Here is a 20559-nt window from a genome sequence, read left to right on the forward strand (position 1 = left end):
TCCGCCTATAATGAATGATTGTAAAAGCAATCATATAAGAAGAAAACGATTGACAACCAATTTTTTTTGAAAACGCTAGAATCAATTCAAAATCTTATGTACATAGATGAACGTTGTCCTTTTTTTATTGGATTTCGCTAAGTTTCTAGCAAGGAATGGCACATGATTTTTCCTTCCTGTGGTAAAATAAATAAAAATGGAGGTGGCGCACATCAAAGGACAAATCAGAAAAGCAATCAGTGGATTTTATTATGTATACTCAGATGGTGAGACCTATCAAACCAGAGGCAGAGGGAACTTTCGTAACCGAAAAATCACTCCTTTAGTTGGTGATCAGGTTCTATTTGAAAGCGAAAATAAAACAGATGGCTATTTATTAGAAGTGATGCCTCGTAAAAATCAACTGGTACGACCACCAGTGACCAATGTTGATTTAGGTGTGGTGGTTACGAGTCTAGTCGAACCCAATTTTTCTTATAATTTATTGGATCGTTTTTTAGTGATGTTGGAATACGAATTAATTGAACCAATTATCTTTTTAACTAAAACAGATTTAGCACCTAATGACCCTATGATTGATGAAATTAAACGAACGTACGAAGCAATTGGTTACCCAGTGATTATTCCCGACCATCCAGGGGATACAGAGGAATTAGTACGTTATTTCCCAGAACGCCTATCTGTTTTTATGGGACAATCTGGAGCTGGGAAATCAACATTGTTAAATCAAATTTCACCACAATTGAATTTGGAAACTGGCGAGATTTCTGATTCGTTAGGGCGAGGCAGACATACAACTAGACATGTAGAACTGATTCCACTGTATGATGGACTAGTAGCAGATACTCCTGGATTTAGTTCAATCGATTTTTTAACGATCGAAGCATCAGAATTACCAAAACAATTTCCTGAATTTGTCCTTGCAGCAAAGCATTGCCGGTTTAGAGAATGTATGCATGCGAAAGAACCAGACTGTGAAGTAAAGCGACAAGTAAGCGCTGGTGACATTGCACAAACACGTTATGATAATTATTTACAATTTTTACAAGAAATCGAAAATCGTAAACCAATGTATTCAAAAAAAGAGGGAAAACGAAAGTAGGAGGAATGATTGATGAAAATAGCACCATCTATCTTAAGTGCAGATTTTGCTAATTTACAAAAGGACATTGAATTAGTAGAAAAAGGCGGAGCCGATTATATCCATGTAGATGTGATGGATGGCCAGTTTGTTCCAAATATTACCTTTGGGCCAAATATTGTCCAAGCAATTCGCCCTATTACGAAATTACCTTTAGATGTTCATTTAATGATCGTTGATCCTGAAAATTATATTCCAGCATTTGCAAAAGCTGGAGCGGATATAATTACCGTACACGTTGAAGCAACCCCACATATCCATCGAGCACTTCAAATGATGAAAGATTTAGGTGTAAAAGCTGGTGTGGTCATTAATCCAGGCACACCTGTATCGATGATTAAGCCAGTTTTATCAATGGTGGATCAAATTTTAGTTATGACCGTTAACCCTGGTTTTGGGGGACAAAGTTTTATAAATGAAACAGTGGATAAAATTGTGGAATTAGCAGACTTACGTGAACAAAACGATTGGCATTACTTAATTGAAGTGGATGGAGGAATTGTGCCAGAAACAGCTCAAATTTGCCAAGAGGCTGGAGCAGATATTTTTGTTGCGGGTTCTTATGTCTATGGCTCAGAAAATCCAGTAGGACAGATTACGAAGCTTAAAGAGGCTTTGAGTTAAATGCAGGTCTTATTAGTGGCAGGAGGTTCTCCTGAAAATTGGCCGCAAGAACTTAAAAAAAGTTATGATTGTTATATAGGAGTTGATCGTGGTTCATGGAACCTTCTTCAACATGATTTTCCATTAGATTTAGCAATTGGAGATTTTGATTCGTTGTCCGTTAAAGAAAAAGAAGTAATTAGAAAAGAAGCCACTCATTTTATTCAAGCTCCTGCAGAAAAAGATGACACGGATACACAATTAGGTTTAAAGAAAGCCATTGAGCTTTATCCTAAAGCGACAATAACGATTATCGGAGCAACGGGAGGACGTTTAGACCATCTTCTCGCCAATCTTTGGTTACCACTAGAGCCACGGTTTAAGCCATATGCTCAAAATCTAATCATTTGGGATAACCAAAATTATGTGACTTATTACTTGCCAGGAGAACACGTCATTACCAAAATACCAGAAATGAGTTATTTGGCCTACTGTTGCTTAACCCCAGTAAAGGAGTTAACCATAAAAAATAGCAAATATGAATTAGAAACGACAGATGTCTTACAGGCGACTTCTTATGCAAGCAATGAATTTATTTCAAATACTGCCACCTTTTCATTTACATCTGGAATGGTATCAGTTATTCAAAGTAAAGATTAAGTTGGCATTTTGTTCCTCAGTTGGACAGAAGCTGTTAAAAAAAGACAAATCAAATTATTTACTAAAAAAAAGCTTAAGAGAGGTGTCTTATCTTTTGTTTCGCCTCAATTAGTGATAAAATTGAGCGTAAGAGTCTAATTAATTCGAGGTGTCTTTGTGAAGAAGTTCAATCCTAATAAAAATATTATTATTACCTTAGTTATTGTTATCATTGTGGTGACGATATTAAGTGTGACAGCTGCGCAGCGAGCGAATGAAGGAAAACCAAATTTCTTCCAATCTCTCGTTAATGACAGTGTTTCATTTGTTGATCGTGCTATCTCTGCGCCAGTAAGATGGGTGGAAAATGGCGTGGATTCCGTCCATAATCTCTTTTCTACGTATTCTGAAAACGAGCGCCTAAAAGAGAAAATCGATAGTTATGACGAACTAGCGTTAAAAAATAAAAATTCTCAAAAAGAAATCGAAGCTTTAAAAAAAGAACTTAACTTAAATCAAACATTGACTAATTATGAAAAGGTAACCGCAAACGTTATTACACGTTCACCGGATACGTGGCAAGATATGTTGATCGTTGATAAAGGTTCAAAAGATGGTATTGAAGTCAACATGGCCGTGATGGCACAAAAAGGGCTGATTGGTCGTGTAGTGGAAGTGAATAATGCTTCATCTAAAATTGAATTGCTCACATCATCAAATGAAAGTTCAAATCATTTCCCAGTACGTGTATCTTCTTCTAGTGGCGAAGCATTTGGGTTGCTAAAAAATTACGATGAAAAACTGCAAGCTTTGGTTATTACACAATTGACTGGTGATACTAATATCAAAGAAGGCGATGTTGTTCAAACTTCTGGTTTAGGTGGAAATTCACCCGCAGATTTACCAATTGGCACAGTAATCAAAACTAAACCAGACAGTTATGGATTGGATCGAGAAGTATATGTTAAACCTTATGCCGGGATGTATGATTTGCCAGTGGTGACGATCGTGCAGCGGCTAGTGGAGGATTAATGTATGCTGAAAAAAGAAACAATGAAATACTATTTGCCAGTTGTATTATTTCTTTTTATGTTGATCGATGGACATTTAACTAGAATGTTTATTGAATGGTCAAACGGAGAATACATGGCTAGTGCACATTTTCTAATTTTAGCTTTGCTATTTTGTAGTTTGAAATTTTCAAAAAGGTATTTGTTGATTACAACCATCATTTTAGGTGCGATCTTTGATACCTACTATATAGGAGTAATTGGTATTTATGCTGTAGCGATCCCATTGATGGTATTACTCATGTATTCAATGAGCGCCTACATCCATTTCAATATATTTACAGAATTTTTTAGTATGATCATTTTTGTGACAGGCTATGAATTATTTACGCTAGTTGTCCAACTGATCTTCAAATTGGTCTCTGTAAATAACACGTACTTTATTACAAGATACCTCGGTCCAACATTATTACTAACGATGATTCTTTTTGTCGTCTTCGTTTTTCCCTTTAAGAAATTATTCAGTGATGAATAATTTCTTTTTTTTTATGCATTTTTCTGAAATGTACGTAGTGTTCAATGAATAAAGAATGAAACTTTCAATTTTGTCATTTTAAAATTTTATTTTGAAATGTTTTTGTAACATAACTATTATCTCGTTGACATACTGCTATGGTACAATTTTTATATCGTTAAGAAAGACTTAAATATATTTAGATATTTATTAAATTAAGCCAGTCGGAGGAATGAAGAGTGAAAAAGAGTTTATTATCAGCGGTAATGCTAAGTTCAATCGCTTTAACTGCCGTGGGATCACCGATCGCTGCCGCGGCGGACGATTTTGATTCACAGATACAACAACAAGACAAAAAAATTGCAGATTTACAAAACCAACAATTAAGTGCACAATCACAAATTGAAGCATTAGAAGGTCAAGTTTCTGCTATCAATACAAAAGCACAAGATTTATTGGCAAAACAAGATACATTACGTAAAGAATCTACTCAATTAAAAAAAGAAATTGCAGATTTACAAGAACGTATTGAAAAACGTGAAGCAACAATCCAAAAACAAGCACGTGAAACTCAAGTAAAAAATACTAGCTCAAACTATATTGATGCTGTATTAAATGCCGATTCATTAGCAGATGCTGTTGGTCGTATCCAAGCAATGTCTTCCATCGTAAAAGCGAACCAAGACTTAGTACAACAGCAAAAAGAAGATAAGCAAGCAGTAGAAGCGAAAAAAGCTGAAAATGAAGCAAAACAAAAAGAACTTGCTGAAAACCAAGCTGCTTTAGAATCACAAAAAGGTGATTTACTAGCAAAACAAGCTGATCTAAATGTCTTAAAAACTTCATTGGCTGCTGAACAAGCAACAGCAGAAGATAAGAAAGCTGACTTGAACCGTAAAAAAGCAGAAGCAGAAGCAGAGCAAGCACGTATTCGTGAACAAGCTCGTTTAGCAGAACAAGCTCGTCAACAAGCAGCTCAAGAAAAAGCTGAAAAAGAAGCACGTGAACAAGCCGCTGCACAAGCTGCTTTATCACAAGCAACTTCAACAACAGAAAGTTCATCAACTGTGTCATCTTCAACAACAGAAAGCTCATCAGTTGCACAATCTTCAAGCGAAGAATCAACAACTTCTGAGTCTTCAACAACGACAACTGAAGAATCAACAACTTCTGAGTCTTCAACAACGACAACTGAAGAATCAACAGTTCCTGAATCTTCTACAACAACAGAAAATTCATCAACTGACTCTTCTACTACTGAATCATCAGTAACAGAAAGTTCAACAGTTCCTGAATCTTCTACACAAGATTCAACAACAAGTACAAATACTAGCAATAGCAATAATTCAAATAATGCTACAACACCAACGACTCCGTCAACACCATCAACGCCTTCTGGTAGCGTAAACGGTGCTGCGATTGTCGCAGAAGCATACAAGTATATTGGTACACCATATGTTTGGGGCGGTAAAGATCCAAGTGGATTTGACTGTTCAGGATTCACACGCTATGTTTACTTACAAGTAACTGGTCGTGACATCGGTGGTTGGACTGTTCCTCAAGAATCAGCTGGAGCTAAAATTTCTGTTTCTCAAGCAAAAGCAGGCGATTTATTATTCTGGGGATCACCAGGCGGAACTTACCATGTAGCCATTGCATTAGGTGGCGGACAATATATCCATGCACCTCAACCAGGTGAAAATGTTAAAGTTGGTTCAGTTCAATGGTACGCACCTGACTTTGCAGTAAGCATGTAATAATGAAAAGAGTTAGACCGTGAGAATAGTTCTAACTCTTTTTTTGGTTTTTGTAACCTACTTGAGGGTGTGACAATAGAGTATACCCAAATGTCCTCTATTAAATAAAAAATAAAGCCGACCCTACTGGCATAGGGTCGGCTTTCGTGTTGTAATAAACCAAATTATCACATTTCGTGCTTAAAGTGTAGCATCCTTACTGCAAACTTGCAAATTTTCGTGTACAGTCTTATTGCTTCTATTTCTCTTCAGTTATGAAATAAAGTTTTGTGTGTAGTAGACAGTGTCACATCACTCAAGTTTATTGCTGAACGTTAGAATGTTTCCAGGACGTCTATTTATCGTTATCATTATCTGAATAAGATGATGGATAATAAATCTACCTTTCCAGCGAAAGACCCTTTGTCTTTTCTTTGGAAAGTCTTTCATTAATCGCTTTATTCATGTCATTCTCGTATGGTTTCACTGCTTCATTAAATCTTCTAGTAGTGCCATTTTCTATAACTTCCTTAAATCTTTTTGAAGAACTTGGAACAACTTTTTCTAATTTTTTTTGTACCTCCCTTTGCTTTTCTGGAAATAATTCAGAAAGTTTTATACTTAGTTCTTTATAAACCCCAGAAGTTTCATGTTCACGTAAGCTTTCTAAAAGTAATTTTTCAAATATTTTTTCTCGTTGTGCAACTTTTTGCTGACCTGATAAGTCAATTTTTGCTTCCAAAAAAGAGAAACGTTCTCTAGCTTCAAATACAATATTGTGTGCAATTATATCCATAGGGTTACTAACTCCAGAAAATAGATCATGATTTTCAAGGGAACATTGTCGTCTATCTAAACGAGCTCTTTCAGCTGGCACAAGTTGTTCTGTTTTGAATTTCTTACGTGTATCCACATCTAAATTAAGTCTATCAATAATTGTATTTATATAAGTTGGTACAGTTATACTCATTGATGTAAAATAAGTAGTTAATCTATTTAACATAGTAGTTGTAGGTAGATTTGCTGAATCTACAATTATTTTATTGAGAATAGCAACAAAAAAATCCAGCAATTCTGATGCATATGTACTTTTATGAGATATTCCATCGTCTTGAAAGGTATTATTTGATTCTTGATCCAAATTTATCACTCCTTATTTGCAAAAATATCTTTTAATTAATTATACAAAAAAATAAATTTTTTCTAACTCAATTTTTTCTTAAAAAAAAATCCAATACATTATTGATAGGTCTGGGGCTAAAAATTCTAATTTGAATTGGAACCATAAAATTGAAAAAAGTATTCAAAAATAAATTATAGTAATTTAAGTAATACAAATTACTCCAATTATTTAATTAAAAACAAATTATCTATAGAGAAAAATAAAATGAACAGTACATTTACCAAAGAAATAGTTAAAGCAAAGTAAAAGAGTGTTTTATAAAATTTCATTGAAAGCTTTGTTTTTTCTTCAATCAAAAAATATAATAGAACAAAACTAGCTAAAGGTGTGATAAATGAAGCAATAGATAAAAAGAGTAAGAATTTCTTTAAATCTTTATTCGGTCTTTCTAGAGGTAAACAGGTTTCTTCTTTTTCAGTAAATAAAAAAGATAAAGGAACATGATAATATTGACTAAGTAATTTCAGATTTTCTATATCAGGTAAAGTGTTCCCATTTTCCCAATTTGAAATAGTTTGACGAGAAACATGAAGCTTTTCAGCTAAGTTTTCTTGTGTTAAACCATGTTCTTTTCTTAATCTTTTTAATTTTTCTTTCATATCATCATACCTCCAGTTTTATTGATGTAAAGCATATGTAAAAGGATTTAGACAGACGTTTTTTAAACAATTTGGCATAATAAAATTGTAATTTAAAAAAATAAAAGAAGGAAGGCTATATGAAAAAAATTTTTTGTTTTATGGAACATTAGTGACTACTTTTATGACAATTGGGAGTGCGATCATGCCAATTACAACACTTGCTTCAGAAACTGAACCATTGATTTCTCAAGGCGCTACTTCTGTTACTAAAAGCGATATTCAGCAACAATTCAATTTGAGTGATGATTTTATGCATTCTATTAATAGAACGATTTCATTTACTCTGACTAAAGAGCAACAAGAAAAAATAGACCAACTTTTAAATAAACGTATTTCAGGAAGAATAATTGGCATTGATGATGTTTTAGAATTGATAGTTATTGCTGGAGCAGGATACGCTGCTGGACACTGGGCGGCTAGTGAAGCGCATAAACGTTTTGGTTTAAGTGCTCCTAGTTATAAATCCAATCGCTGGTGGTGGAGAGCTGGTATTTCAGCAGTAGCGGGTATTCCTGCTGCTATAGGATTTGATGATTATTTCTATGGGATCTAAGAGAAGTATTAAAAAAAGATTGCGTCTATTTCAAATCATTTTTATATTATTGATGCTAGTATGTTTGTTTAAAGAGTTATATGTTCTTGCGTTTAGTTTTGGTGTCACCTCTAGTATATTTTACATGTTTCAAAAATCTAAAAATATCTGATAAAAAAGAAAACGGAGCAAAAAATCTGATTTTTTGTTCCATTTTCTTTTGATGTTCTAATGATAAAATGTAGAAAAATACTTCTACTTTTTAGCTTCTTCATCCACTTACTAGAAAAATTACTAAATAAATTCTTCAGAAAGCTCCATGAACTCTTGTATATCTTCCAAGACCATGTTAATTCCTGCTTGCCAGAAATCTGGTTTTGTTAGATCGACTCCTAAATGTTTTTGAGCTAACTCTTCGGTTGTCATAGAAGCTGTATCCCTTAATAAGTCAATATATTCTTGCTCAAAACTAGTGCCTTGTTGGTTTGCGTGAGCATAGATACCAAGGCTAAACAAATAGCCGAAAGTGTAAGGGAAATTATAAAAAGGCACATCATCAATAAAGAAATGTAATTTTGCTGCCCAGAAATAAGGATGATAGGTAGCCAATGCATCGTGATAGCCTTCTTGCTGTGCCTCAATCATCATTTTAGTTATTTCTTCTTCTGAAACGAGACCATTTTGACGAGCAGAGTAGAAACGATTTTCAAAAATAAAGCGAGAATGAATGTTCATAAACATGGCTAGAGCATTTTGAAGTTTTGTATCAAGTAAGTTAATTTTTTCTTCTTTTGACTTGGCTGCTTTTAATGTCGCATCTGCTACGATTAATTCAGCAAATGTACTGGCAGTTTCAGCAACGTTCATAGCATAATCACGATTTAGTGCAGGTAAATCCCACATGACGCTACTATGAAATGCATGACCTAACTCATGAGCTAAAGTAGCCACTTCATTCACCGAATTGCTATAAGTCATGAAAATTCTTGATTCTTTGGTTTCTGGAAGCTCTGTACAATAACCACCTGGACGTTTTCCAGGGCGATCCTCTGCTTCGATCCAACTTTTTTCAAATGCTGATTGTGCAAATGAAGCCATTTTAGGACTAAATTTTTTGAAGTTTTCAATAATAAAGCTAGCAGCTTCATCAAAAGTAAAACTTTTTTCTTTTAGATTACCTAAAATAATCGGTGCATCTTGATCTTGCCATGCCATCTTTTCTTTACCGAAGAGATTGGCTTTTCTAGTTAAGTAATCAACAAGCGGTTGTTTATTTTTCTGAATGGTCGCCCACATGACATCAAGGGTTTCTTTTTTTAAGCGATTGTATTCTAAAGGCTTTTGTAAATAATTGTTCATATTATGAAGTTTGTAAGTAGACAAACGGAATCCATCTAAGTGATTCAATGTATCAGTCAATAAAGGGGCTTTTTCTTGCCAAGCTTCTTCCCAAGCGATAAACAGTTTTTCGCGAACGAGTGGATCAGGATCACCCATCATTTTATTAAAAGCTTGTCCAGCAGAAAGAGAAGATACGTTGCCATCTTCTTCAAATGGAATCGAAATGGTTCCAACGATCGTATCATAGTGATTGCTCCAAGCATTGAGTCCATCTAATGAAAGGGTATTAATGATGTTTTCTTCTGATTCAGATAATAGGCGACTACCGTCTCTTCTGATTTCATTCATTCGAAAAGCAATCGATGAAAATGCGTCATTTTGAAGCACAGCTTGCCAATCATTGTCAGATATTTCTGCAAATTTCTTAGATAAAACAGTTTCTGCTGCTTGCCATCTTGGCAACAGTGCGTACAATTTTCCGGATAAGATTTTTGCTTGAGAATCTTTAACATTTGCTGATAATAAAGCTGTAATGTAGCTATTACATTGAGAAAAACCTTCAGTAATTGTTTCTTGCAATTCGATAAGTGCTGCAAGTTCTTCGTTTGTATTTGTCGAATGATCCCACTGACTAACCAATTGGTAATATGAATTGATTTGAGCCTCTAATTGTTTTAAGCGCTCATTTAATGCTGGAGAATCACTACCTCCTGAAAAAATTGAATCGAGATCCCAATTTAAAGAATATGTCATGTAAAAACTCCTTTCATTTTATAATACAATTATTAGTATATCATTATTTTCTCATAGAAGTCTCTAGGAAAAATTTGTTGTTTGGTAAAAAAAGAGCTATTATAAATAGCAGAGGTGACTTATGAATTCAATAAAAAAACAAATGAAAAATGGGAATTTTTATTTAGTTGTGGCCGTACTTATCGTGGCTGTTTTATTTTATAGTTCATCACAAACTTATGAACAACAATCCCAAGTTTCAAGGATCGAGGAATGGTTTCCTAATCATCCGTTCAGACAAGCTTTGAGTAATATTCGTTTTACCTATGGAGATAGCATGGTTAGTATTGATCATTTAGGTTATGGTAAATTCATCGAATTTTTTATCCGTAAAGGTGCTCATTTTGGAACATATTTTATTTTGGGAGGGAGCCTATTTTTAGGTGTATTTCCTAAAATGAAAATTTGGTGGTTAACAGGTATTCTAGCATGGCTTTCAGCCACTGGTTATGCTGGTTTAGATGAATTTCATCAAATGATAACAGGCGGACGATCACCGATGTTTCAAGATGTCATGCTTGATTCCATGGGAGCATTAACAGCGATTGTTTTATGTATACTTATCGGATGGATCAAGAGAAAGCTATAATCTACTATTTCTCACTAGCCATATATCTAATTGTGTGTGTACGAATCGTTGTAATGTTTTTTACAAATTGCGGCATCTATCCTACATCTTCTACCGATGGGTGATGGGTGTCGTTTTTGTAGAGATGTTAGGTACTCATAAACTAGCTAAAAATATTTCCGATACTTGATTTCTAATGCACTAACAGATAAAATTTTCGATCGTGAACTATACATGAAAGGAATTGATGTTAGTTATTTCTATGAAGGATATTCCGAATATACAATTGGTGATTTGTAAACGAAGATGAAATAAATGACGAAACATGAGAATGTATGCGTTTCAACTGCTTCTCCAACTATAAAAGAATAAATGCAACAATTATTGAACGTAGTGGGATAAAATAAAATTTTTTTCGAAAAAATTTACTGGAGCAAAATGAGATCGTTCTCAATTTAATAAATAAAAAACGCAATAAAATAACATCTTTATTTTATATTAACATAAAAATATTCTGAATATTTTAATAATTAAATTCAATGAAATGTTGATTTATAGGCTTTTTTAATTTTCTGGTTGTAAATGATTAGTGACGGTTTTGACGATATAAAGCTATTTTTTGATTAAAAAAAAACATTTAGTTTATACGTTGGTAAACTATTTGTGAAGAAGATAAAATTCTTCACAAAAACTAATTATCAAAGGAGTTAAAAGGTTATGAAAAAATTAGAGGGTAAGGTTGGTTTAGGAATAGCAGTTTTAATGAGTTGTCTTTTTTTAAGTCAGACAAATGTACATGCGGATGTTACAGCTGAACAAAGACAACTAATTGAAACTCAAGTAGATCAATTGGATGATAAAGAAGAAAGCTTTATTCCAGGTGAACTGATAGTAGGACTATCAGGAAATCATCGTATCGATCTAAAAGAAAAATCATCATCCAATTTATTTGGTATTAATGCAAGAGTCGTTGATGATTTGACTTTAGGCACAAATGAAAAAGAGCGCCGAAACCATAACCAAGTACTATTAATTCAATTTTCTACAGCATTGGAATTATCCCAAGTGATCAAGCAGCTACATAAGTTACCAGAGGTAGAATATGCCGAACCCAATTACGTGGTTAGTTCTGATGAAGTAGAACCAGCCACAGTTTCAACGGAACAGACAAATCATGTGTTAAAAGCAACGCAAATTATTCCCAACGATCCATATTGGAGTCAAATGTGGGGATTACAAAAAATCGAAATGCCTACTGCATGGAATAAAACTACTGGCTCTAAAAATGTGAAGGTAGCAGTCATTGATTCTGGTGTTGATTATAAACATGCTGATTTAGCTGCAAACGTTGATGTTAGTCTGGGTTATGATTTTGTAGATAATGATGCTGATCCACAGGATGGAAAAGGACATGGAACACATGTTGCAGGAACGATTGGAGCAAAAGCAAATAATGGATTAGGTGTACCAGGAATTAACTGGAACGTAACAATAGTACCGATTCGCGTCTTAAATAATGAGGGGAAAGGAAGTACTTCGAATATATTAAAAGGTATTAACTGGGCAACAGAAAAAAAGATCCCCATTGCTAATTATAGTATAAGTGGTGACAAGTATAGTGCATCAAAAGAAACAGCTATTAAAAATTACCCAGGGTTATTTGTTGGATCGGCTGGGAACAAAGGCGTTAGTTTAGAATCAGATCCATGTTATCCACCTGCTTTAGATATTTCAAATATGATCACTGTAGGAAATTCAGACCAACAAGATCAACGTTCTTCATCTTCAAGTTACAGCAAAACAAAAGTGGATTTATTTGCTCCGGGTAAAAGCATTTTTAGTACGATCCCTGGTAGTTATGGGACTAAGAGCGGTACATCAATGGCAGCTCCACATGTTGCAGGTAGTGCAGCGCTAGCATTGGCTCAAAATCCTAATTTAACGACAAGTCAATTAAAAAATAAAATTTTAAATTCAGTTGATAAAAAAGCTTCATTATCAGAGTTTTGTCAAACAGGTGGACGTTTAAATACTGCGAAACTTTTAGATTAATTTAAATACGATAATAGTGTATAGTACTAGAAAAATGTGGGGCAAACACTCTTGAGAGTTTGCCTCACGCTTTTTTATAAATCACCCTAAATTTTTCAAGTCTCTAGCTATTTCTTTCAAATGCCTAATAATCATATAAGTCACAAAATTTGTATTTATTGTAAGAAATTTGGCAGTAGTGACTAACGTTGTTGACTACTCTTTGATTTGTGAAGGTTTAAAGATGTTGATAGAGAACCTTCAGCTGGTTTCATTTGTTTTAGCCTTGTTTGGAGTGAGTTTTGATTTTGTGCATGATTGGATTTTGTTATATGTAATTTCTGACTTAACTTGGTATAAGAATCTTCATATGTTTTCAATAATTCTTGTTGTTTAGTTAATTCTTTTGAGGAAGAGTTGAAAAAATAAGACCAATGAGTTTTTTTACTTTCATTATTCATCAAAGTGCTAACAGTAGATAGCGTATCTAGAATTAATAGAATGAGTGTTTTTTCTGTGACGAGTTTTTGCTGTTTTTCTTGGTCTTGGATGATCGTTGCCCTTATTTTTGTCTGTTCTTTAAAATCTCTTACTTGGAGAGTAGCTTGATTTAAAGTGATTTTTTCTTCTAAAGTTTCAAGTTGTTTGTTTGTAAACCGAAGTAGCTGATCATAGTAGGATGCTTTTTGTTGAAATGATTGTTCCATTGGTTTCCTCCCATAAATTTATTTAAAATAAAAAAGCTAGTCCATTGTAAAGTTTAAAATAAACTTTTTCAATGGACTAGTTTTTTAATGATTTACTATTTTAATAGAAAGGTTTAAAAAATTAATACTGGTGTTCCTTTTTCGACTAAACCAAATAATTCTTTCATGACATTTGGAGGCGTATTGACACAGCCATGAGAGCCACGGGTTTTCCATAAATCGCCACCGTATTCAGGTTGCCAATCTGAGTCATGAATACCCACGCCCGTCCAGTCTACAGGCATCCAATATTTTACAGGACTTTCGTAAGGTGTACCATCATCATTGGTTCCTTTTAGTGTCGCATTTTCTTCTTTATTCCATACATAGAAGACACCAGCTGGGGTAGGCGTCGTTGGTTTCCCAGAAACAATGTCTGTTTCAAGAGCAACTTTTCCATCTTTGTAATACCACATATGTTGATTTTCTAAATCAACTTCAATATACGTATCTTCTATTAATGGATGATCAGCTGTTGTGCTTCCTTGAACAATCGGAGAGCGTGTAAAATCTTTTCCTGCTAGAATGGCTTTTTCTAAAGCTTCCGTCTCTGCATTTGTTTGGATTGTCCAACTGTAAGTGCCTGCGGGAACTGTTACTTCGCCACGTTTTGTGCTTTTAAATTTGGTTTCATTGGTACTTGTGTTATATTTCTTACCTAAATCTGTTACATATTGTTTTACTTTGGTTGTATCCAGTTGTGCCTGACCATCCGAGTAAGTCAGCCAGCTAGAAATAGCAGAAGCAGGTATCTGGAAGGTGTCTCCATTAATGCTATAAGTTCCTTTAACATTCGCAATAGCAGTCATTGTATTTAGCTGTTCAGTTAGTTTTTTATCAGAGGAGGTTATTTTTGGTTTTGTTTGAAATTCTGTTAAGTCAATCTTATTTTTTCCATCTTTAACACTACTTTTCAATGCTTGGACTGCAGCAGTTACATCAATAGCGTTACCATTGACTTCGGGTTTAATTTTAAAAGAATTGCCAGATTTTTCAATGGTAGCATCTTGTGTTTGTGTGCGTTCTTTGTTTAAATCTGTTAATTTATTTGTCACTGTTTCAATTGTTGCATCTAATTTTTGGTGATCAGTCGCTTGTGGATCAATTTCTTGTTTTTCAGCAGCAGAAACATAAGTCATTCCCCATGACCAAGCATTTTGTTGATTTAATAGACGTGATAAGTCGGAAGAAAAATCATCTTTATAGCCTAGCTCAGATTTTGCTATTTCCTCCCAAACTTTTCCATTTTCTTCAATAGAGAGCTTTTGGTTGGAATAGGTATTTTTTAATTTGGCATTTGCCTGTTGTACCGTTAGATTACTTACATTAATGGAATTAATGTGGGTATTAGGCAAGAAATGTTTTGTGTAATATGTACTACGGTAAGCGTAAAAGCTGATGAATACAAGGATTACACCCAATACAGAGAACAGACCGATGTGCCACGCTTTTAATTTTTTTCGATGAGAAGATCTTGTCATTAGGACAACTCCTTAATTGATAATGTAAAATATAACATTTTAATCATAGCATAATTTAAAAAAAAAGACGAAACCAACGAATGACTTATAGAAAATTTAACGATCTTTTAGTAAAAAAATAAGGCAGAATTTATACAAATTCTGCCTTATCCATTACAACATATTCTTATTACTCAGCGTCTAATTTAGCGAAAGCTTCGTCTAAAATATCTTTTAATTGTTTAGCTGAAGCAGTCATACGGTCTTGTTCGCTGTCGCTTAGAGGGATTTCAATGACTTTTTGGATTCCTTGACGGTTAATTACCGCAGGGGCACCAATGTAGATATCATTCAAGCCATATTCACCATTCATAAATACAGACAATGGAAGAACTGCATTTTCATCATCAAGGATAGCACGAGTGATACGTGCTAATGCTACAGCGATACCATAGAAAGTAGCACCTTTCTTTTCGATGATTGTATACGCGGCATCACGTACACCAAAGAACAAGTTAACCATTGCTTCTTCATCAACGTCTGGATTGTTTTTAACCCATTCATAAATTTGTAAACCAGCAACGTTCGCATGTGACCAAACAGGAAATTCTGAATCTCCATGTTCACCTAAGATGTAAGCATGGACGTTACGTGCATCAACGTCAACTAATTCAGCAAGTGCTTGGCGGAAACGAGCTGAGTCAAGTGAAGTACCTGAACCGATGACACGTTCTTTAGGGAATCCTGAGAATTTCCAAGTGGAGTAAGTTAAAATATCTACTGGATTAGCAGCAACTAAGAAAATACCATTGAAGCCTGATTCAACGATTTGTGTTACTACGTCACGGTTGATTTTTAAGTTTTTGTTTACTAAATCTAAACGTGTTTCACCTGGTTTTTGTGGTGCGCCAGCAGTGATCACAACTAAATCAGCATCGTGAGCATCTGCGTAAGTAGCAGAGTAGATTTTTTTAGGTGAAGTAAATGCTAAAGCGTGTGATAAGTCAATCGCATCTCCTTCAGTTTTTGCTGTATTGATATCGATGATACCTACTTCTTGAGCAATGTTTTGAGTAACTAATGCGAAAGCGTAGCTAGAACCTACGGCGCCATCTCCGACAAGAATCACTTTTTGGTGGTCTTTTTTTTCTGCAACTGCAGTCATTATATATCAATCCTTCCATTGATTTGTTTTTTTCCCATGCCTATGCTAACATGTATCAAGCTTGCTGTCACGCTATTTGGCTATAAAATATAACAGATAACAAGGTTGTATTATATGTAAAAGCTTACATGTGCGACGTTTCACTATTTTATTAAGGAAACAATTTTGTTAGAATTTAGAGAAATTTTTAATTTATTTATCATTTGTTAAGTTTTACCTTCTGGTTGAAATATGCATAAATGTGTTATACTACTATAGTAGAAAATAAAAAAAGAAAAAATGTGTCAGAGACTGGATTGCTTTTTTGCACTCCAGCCTTTTGTGCTGCTTTTTTAGATTAGGTGGAATGGATAATGAAAATGATCGTAGGGCTTGGAAACCCAGGGACAAAATATATACAAACAAAACATAATATCGGCTTTATGGTCGTTGATCGCATGGCTGCAAAGTATCAAGCTGTTTTTAAAAAGAATAGTTTTGAAGCCGAAGTAGCGGAGTTTTTTTATGAAGGAGAAAAAATAGTATTAGTTAAGCCACAAACTTTTATGAATGAATCTGGACGTGCTGTTGGGCCGTTGATGACTTATTTTGGTATCTATCCAGAAGAATTAGTCGTGGTTTATGATGACTTGGATCTTGCGATTGGTAAGATTCGTTTACGCCAAAAAGGAAGTGCTGGCGGTCATAATGGCATCAAAAGCATTATCTCACATTTGAATACAAATGTATTTAATCGTATCAAAGTAGGAATTGGACGACCAGAGGGGAATAAGACTGTGGTTCAACACGTGTTGAGTCCGTTCACAAAAGAAACTCAACCGCTCATTGAAATGAGTATTGATCAATCTGTGGCAGCCCTAGAATTTATACTTGAAGGTCATTCATTTGTGGATACCATGAATAAATTCAATTAGATAAGGAGGGAAAACAATGGATATCGTTCAATTAATAGGTAAAGATCAGCAAGTGAAGGAATGGATCGATCATCTAGAAGAAAAGATGCCTAGGCAATTGATCACCGGATTAGCCGGTTCAGCGAAAACACTTCTTTTTGCCAGAGCTTTTAAATCAACCAAAAAGAACTTAATCATATTGATGCCTAATCTCTACTATGCTAATCAATTAGCAGAAGATTTACAACACGTTTTACCGGCAGAACAAATCCATTCTTTTCCAGTGGATGAAATACTTTCTGCAGAAATGGCTTTTTCTTCGCCAGAAGCAAGAAGGGAACGGGTGACTACTCTCAATGCTTTACAACAAAAACAACCGGGCGTTTATTTATTGCCAGTCGCAGCGTTGCATAAACGTTTACCAACTCCTAAAACATGGAAACAGGCCCAATTGAATTGGCAAACAGGCCAGGAAATAGATGTAGCCAAACTGCCACATCTACTGTCTTTACTAGGGTATGAAAGGGTTGAAATGGTAGCAAAAACCGGTGAGTATAGTATCAGAGGAAGTATTATTGATATTTATCCGATCAACTTAGAATATCCTGTACGAATCGAATTATTCGATGTAGAGATTGATTCCATGAGGTATTTTGAAGCAGAAACACAGCGCTCCATTGAAAAGATGGAAGAAATATGGATTGCTCCAACAAGTGAACAAATCTACGGTCAAGAAGATTTGCTTCATGGAATTGGACAATTAGAAAAATTATTAGAAAAGAAATTAGCGACAACTTCTCAAGAAACAGATCGCCAGTTCTTGCAAGATTATTTTGGTCAGTTGGTGTCTCAATGGCAAGCAGGAAATCCAACGGAAGAAGCAAAACTATATGCAGATTTTCTTTACTCAGAAGAAACAACGATTCTTGATTATTTTTCTACCAATAGTCTATTGATTGTCGATGATTATCAAAGGATCATGGAAACGAATCGTGAAATCGAAAGAGAGGCGGCAGAATGGCAGACACAAAAAATTAGCGAATTACGTGTTTTTTCAGAGCAAACATTTGTGAGTGATGTGCATAAATTAATTCAAAAAGAAAAATTTGTCACGACTTTCTTTGCACTCTTTCAAAAAGGAATGGGTAATTTACGATTTCAAGCCATTTATAATTTTCAATATCGCACCATGCAACAATTTTTTGGACAAATGTCATTGCTGAAAACAGAAATGGATCGTTGGCGTAAACAAAAACAAACAGTCGTCATTTTTATTCCTACGAAAGAACGGATCAGAAAAGCGGAGCAGATGTTGCGTGATGAAGACATATTGGTAGTGGAAACAGAAAAAGACAAACTGATTAGAGGGCAAGTCCAATTAGTCGAAGGAGCACTACAGTCTGGGTTTGAACTTCCTCAAGAAAAAATAGTCACCATCACCGAAAAAGAGATTTTTCAAAAAACAACAAAAAAACAAACACGAAGACAAACAGTGACCAATGCAGAACGCTTGAAAAGTTATAATGAGTTGAAATCTGGGGATTATGTTGTTCACGCCAATCATGGGATTGGTAAATACATCGGTATGGAGACACTGGAAGTGGACGGTGTCCATCAAGATTACATGACGATTCTTTATCAAAACGATGATAAATTATTCATTCCTGTGACGCAATTGAACTTGATTCAAAAATATGTTGCCTCTGAATCAAAGGCGCCACGTATTAATAAATTGGGTAGTAGTGAATGGACGAAAACCAAGCGGAAAGTTTCGTCTAAAATTGAAGATATTGCAGATGATCTAATCAAACTATATGCTGCAAGAGAATCAGAAAGAGGCTATGCTTTTGGTCCAGATGATGGGTATCAAAAAGAATTTGAAAATGCCTTTCCTTATTCTGAAACAGATGACCAGTTAAGAAGTGCTGCTGAAATCAAACGGGACATGGAAAAGGAAAAACCGATGGATCGATTACTCGTAGGGGACGTAGGTTATGGTAAAACAGAAGTTGCCTTACGTGCAGCCTTTAAAGCGGTAAAGGAAAGCAAACAAGTTGCCTTTTTGGTCCCAACAACGATCCTTGCGCAACAACATTACGAAACGATGCTTGAACGTTTTGAAGGATTTCCGGTAAATATTGGACTATTAAGCCGTTTCCGTACAAAGAAACAACAAAAAGAAACGATTGAACAATTGCGTACGGGTCAAATCGATATTGTAGTGGGAACGCACCGAATTCTTTCTAAAGACATTGAATTTAGTGATTTAGGCTTATTGATTGTTGACGAAGAACAACGTTTTGGTGTAAAACATAAAGAACGATTGAAGCAATTACGTGCGCAAGTTGATGTATTGACCTTGACGGCTACCCCGATTCCGCGCACGCTTCATATGTCAATGCTAGGTGTACGTGATCTTTCTGTTATTGAGACGCCTCCAGCGAATCGATACCCAATCCAAACTTATGTGATGGAAAAAAATCCTGGTGCGATTCGAGAAGCCATTCATCGCGAAATGGGAAGAGGAGGACAAGTATTTTATCTTTATAATCGAGTGGAAACGATTGAACAAAAAGTAGAAGAAATTCAAGAGTTGGTTCCAGAAGCGCGTATTGGCTATGCCCATGGTCAAATGACAGAAGCACAACTGGAAAATACGTTATTTGATTTTATTGAAGGACAGTATGACGTATTAGTAACAACGACCATTATAGAAACAGGTGTTGATATCCCTAATGCGAATACTTTATTCGTAGAAAATGCAGATTATATGGGGTTATCCACACTTTATCAACTCCGCGGACGTGTTGGTAGGAGTAATCGAGTAGCGTATGCCTATTTTATGTACGAACCACAAAAAATACTAAATGAAGTGAGTGAAAAACGACTCCAGGCAATCAAAGATTTTACAGAGCTGGGCTCTGGTTTTAAAATTGCTATGCGTGATTTATCGATCCGAGGTGCCGGCAATCTTTTAGGCGCGCAACAACATGGATTTATTGATGCAGTTGGATTTGATATGTACTCACAAATGTTAAGTGATGCAGTTTTACGTAAACAAGGGAAAAACAACCAAGTCGAAAAAACAGCAGTAGAGATTGATCTTGGCGTGGATGCCTATTTACCAGAGACATATGTTTCTGATCAACGTCAAAAAATTGAAATTTATAAACGTATTCGAGAACTGGATTCGCAAGAAATGTTGGATGAATTAGAAGATGATCTTTTAGACCGTTTCGGTGAATACCCAGAAGAAGTTGCCCATCTATTAACGATTGGACAAATCAAAATGGATGGCGACCGCGCATTGATCGAAACAATTCGCAAGAATCAACAAACCATCACTTTTACTTTAAGTAAAGTGGGGACAAAACGTTACACCGTTGAGCAACTATTTGAAGCTTTATCTGCTACTAAATTAAAAGCTAGCTTGGGTGTTGAAAAAGAAAAGATGGTGATCCGCTTAGCGATCCCTAATCAAACAGATGATGCTGTGTGGATGCAAGAACTACAACAATTCGTTAAAGCATTACGTGAACAAAAATATTTAGTGGCTTAGGAAGG

At 35.0% G+C, this 20559-nt stretch carries 17 protein-coding genes and 1 pseudogene; 12 read left to right on the plus strand and 6 right to left on the minus strand.

Annotation, left to right across the window (positions count from 1 at the left end):
* The first annotated feature begins 202 nt into the window (after positions 1 to 202).
* The 6 genes from rsgA (at position 203) to EVI01_RS04250 (ending at position 5664) form a co-directional block, all read left to right on the plus strand.
* The gene (rsgA, locus tag EVI01_RS04225) at positions 203 to 1102 is read left to right on the plus strand and encodes a ribosome small subunit-dependent GTPase A (protein WP_025480580.1); all 900 of its coding nucleotides are present in this window, start codon (positions 203 to 205) and stop codon (positions 1100 to 1102) included.
* A gap of 12 nt (positions 1103 to 1114) precedes the next feature.
* On the plus strand, positions 1115 to 1765 hold the full coding sequence (rpe, locus tag EVI01_RS04230) for a ribulose-phosphate 3-epimerase (protein WP_010750167.1): 651 nt from the start codon (positions 1115 to 1117) through the stop codon (positions 1763 to 1765).
* On the plus strand, positions 1766 to 2404 hold the full coding sequence (locus EVI01_RS04235) for a thiamine diphosphokinase (RefSeq protein ID WP_010750168.1): 639 nt from the start codon (positions 1766 to 1768) through the stop codon (positions 2402 to 2404).
* A gap of 156 nt (positions 2405 to 2560) precedes the next feature.
* The gene (gene mreC, locus EVI01_RS04240; RefSeq protein WP_010750169.1) at positions 2561 to 3415 is read left to right on the plus strand and encodes a rod shape-determining protein MreC; all 855 of its coding nucleotides are present in this window, start codon (positions 2561 to 2563) and stop codon (positions 3413 to 3415) included.
* A 3-nt stretch (positions 3416 to 3418) separates the two neighbouring features.
* On the plus strand, positions 3419 to 3928 hold the full coding sequence (gene mreD / locus EVI01_RS04245; protein ID WP_010750170.1) for a rod shape-determining protein MreD: 510 nt from the start codon (positions 3419 to 3421) through the stop codon (positions 3926 to 3928).
* A 218-nt stretch (positions 3929 to 4146) separates the two neighbouring features.
* Positions 4147 to 5664 carry a C40 family peptidase gene (locus EVI01_RS04250; protein ID WP_010750171.1) on the plus strand — a complete coding sequence of 506 codons (1518 nt, stop codon included), beginning with the start codon at positions 4147 to 4149 and terminating at the stop codon, positions 5662 to 5664.
* A gap of 379 nt (positions 5665 to 6043) precedes the next feature.
* On the opposite strand, the gene EVI01_RS04255 is transcribed toward EVI01_RS04250, so the two are convergent.
* Positions 6044 to 6784 carry a hypothetical protein gene (locus tag EVI01_RS04255; RefSeq protein WP_010750172.1) on the minus strand — a complete coding sequence of 247 codons (741 nt, stop codon included), beginning with the start codon at positions 6782 to 6784 and terminating at the stop codon, positions 6044 to 6046.
* A gap of 206 nt (positions 6785 to 6990) precedes the next feature.
* Complete coding sequence (locus EVI01_RS04260) at positions 6991 to 7425, minus strand: helix-turn-helix transcriptional regulator (RefSeq protein ID WP_010750173.1); 435 nt, start codon at positions 7423 to 7425, stop codon at positions 6991 to 6993.
* A 184-nt stretch (positions 7426 to 7609) separates the two neighbouring features.
* Between EVI01_RS04260 and EVI01_RS04265 the strand changes: the two genes are divergently transcribed.
* Positions 7610 to 8020, plus strand: coding sequence for a hypothetical protein (locus tag EVI01_RS04265; RefSeq protein ID WP_010750174.1), 411 nt, complete (start codon positions 7610 to 7612; stop codon positions 8018 to 8020).
* A gap of 273 nt (positions 8021 to 8293) precedes the next feature.
* On the opposite strand, the gene EVI01_RS04270 is transcribed toward EVI01_RS04265, so the two are convergent.
* Positions 8294 to 10093, minus strand: coding sequence for a M3 family oligoendopeptidase (locus tag EVI01_RS04270; RefSeq protein ID WP_010750175.1), 1800 nt, complete (start codon positions 10091 to 10093; stop codon positions 8294 to 8296).
* A gap of 121 nt (positions 10094 to 10214) precedes the next feature.
* Here EVI01_RS04270 and EVI01_RS04275 point away from each other — a divergent pair, with 121 nt between their 5' ends.
* The 3 genes and pseudogenes from EVI01_RS04275 to EVI01_RS14225 all read left to right on the plus strand — a co-directional run bounded on the left by EVI01_RS04275 (position 10215) and on the right by EVI01_RS14225 (position 12752).
* Positions 10215 to 10721: a VanZ family protein gene (locus tag EVI01_RS04275; protein WP_010750176.1), complete on the plus strand. Its 507-nt coding sequence runs from the start codon at positions 10215 to 10217 to the stop codon at positions 10719 to 10721.
* 159 nt (positions 10722 to 10880) lie between these two features.
* Positions 10881 to 11000 (plus strand): annotated as a pseudogene (locus EVI01_RS04280) (protein adenylyltransferase Fic); the annotation flags it as partial.
* Between the two features lie 417 nt (positions 11001 to 11417).
* Positions 11418 to 12752: a S8 family peptidase gene (locus EVI01_RS14225; RefSeq protein ID WP_010750177.1), complete on the plus strand. Its 1335-nt coding sequence runs from the start codon at positions 11418 to 11420 to the stop codon at positions 12750 to 12752.
* A gap of 182 nt (positions 12753 to 12934) precedes the next feature.
* Here the strand turns inward: EVI01_RS14225 and EVI01_RS04290 are convergent, their stop codons facing one another.
* The 3 genes from EVI01_RS04290 to EVI01_RS04300 all read right to left on the minus strand — a co-directional run bounded on the left by EVI01_RS04290 (position 12935) and on the right by EVI01_RS04300 (position 16102).
* Positions 12935 to 13438, minus strand: coding sequence for a hypothetical protein (locus EVI01_RS04290; protein ID WP_010750178.1), 504 nt, complete (start codon positions 13436 to 13438; stop codon positions 12935 to 12937).
* Between the two features lie 113 nt (positions 13439 to 13551).
* Entirely contained in the window at positions 13552 to 14958 is a 1407-nt protein-coding gene (locus tag EVI01_RS04295; RefSeq protein WP_010750179.1) for a L,D-transpeptidase family protein, read from the minus strand.
* Between the two features lie 169 nt (positions 14959 to 15127).
* On the minus strand, positions 15128 to 16102 hold the full coding sequence (locus EVI01_RS04300; protein WP_010750180.1) for an L-lactate dehydrogenase: 975 nt from the start codon (positions 16100 to 16102) through the stop codon (positions 15128 to 15130).
* A gap of 353 nt (positions 16103 to 16455) precedes the next feature.
* Here EVI01_RS04300 and pth point away from each other — a divergent pair, with 353 nt between their 5' ends.
* A complete protein-coding gene (pth, locus tag EVI01_RS04305) occupies positions 16456 to 17016 on the plus strand; it encodes an aminoacyl-tRNA hydrolase (RefSeq protein ID WP_010750181.1) in 561 nt (186 codons plus the stop codon).
* Positions 17017 to 17032: 16 nt separating this feature from the next.
* Positions 17033 to 20554 (plus strand): transcription-repair coupling factor, encoded by a 3522-nt coding sequence (gene mfd / locus EVI01_RS04310; RefSeq protein ID WP_010750182.1) that lies wholly within the window; start codon positions 17033 to 17035, stop codon positions 20552 to 20554.
* Positions 20555 to 20559 lie beyond the last annotated feature (5 nt).

Source organism: Enterococcus villorum (assembly GCF_007990225.1).
Classification (GTDB): domain Bacteria; phylum Bacillota; class Bacilli; order Lactobacillales; family Enterococcaceae; genus Enterococcus_B; species Enterococcus_B villorum.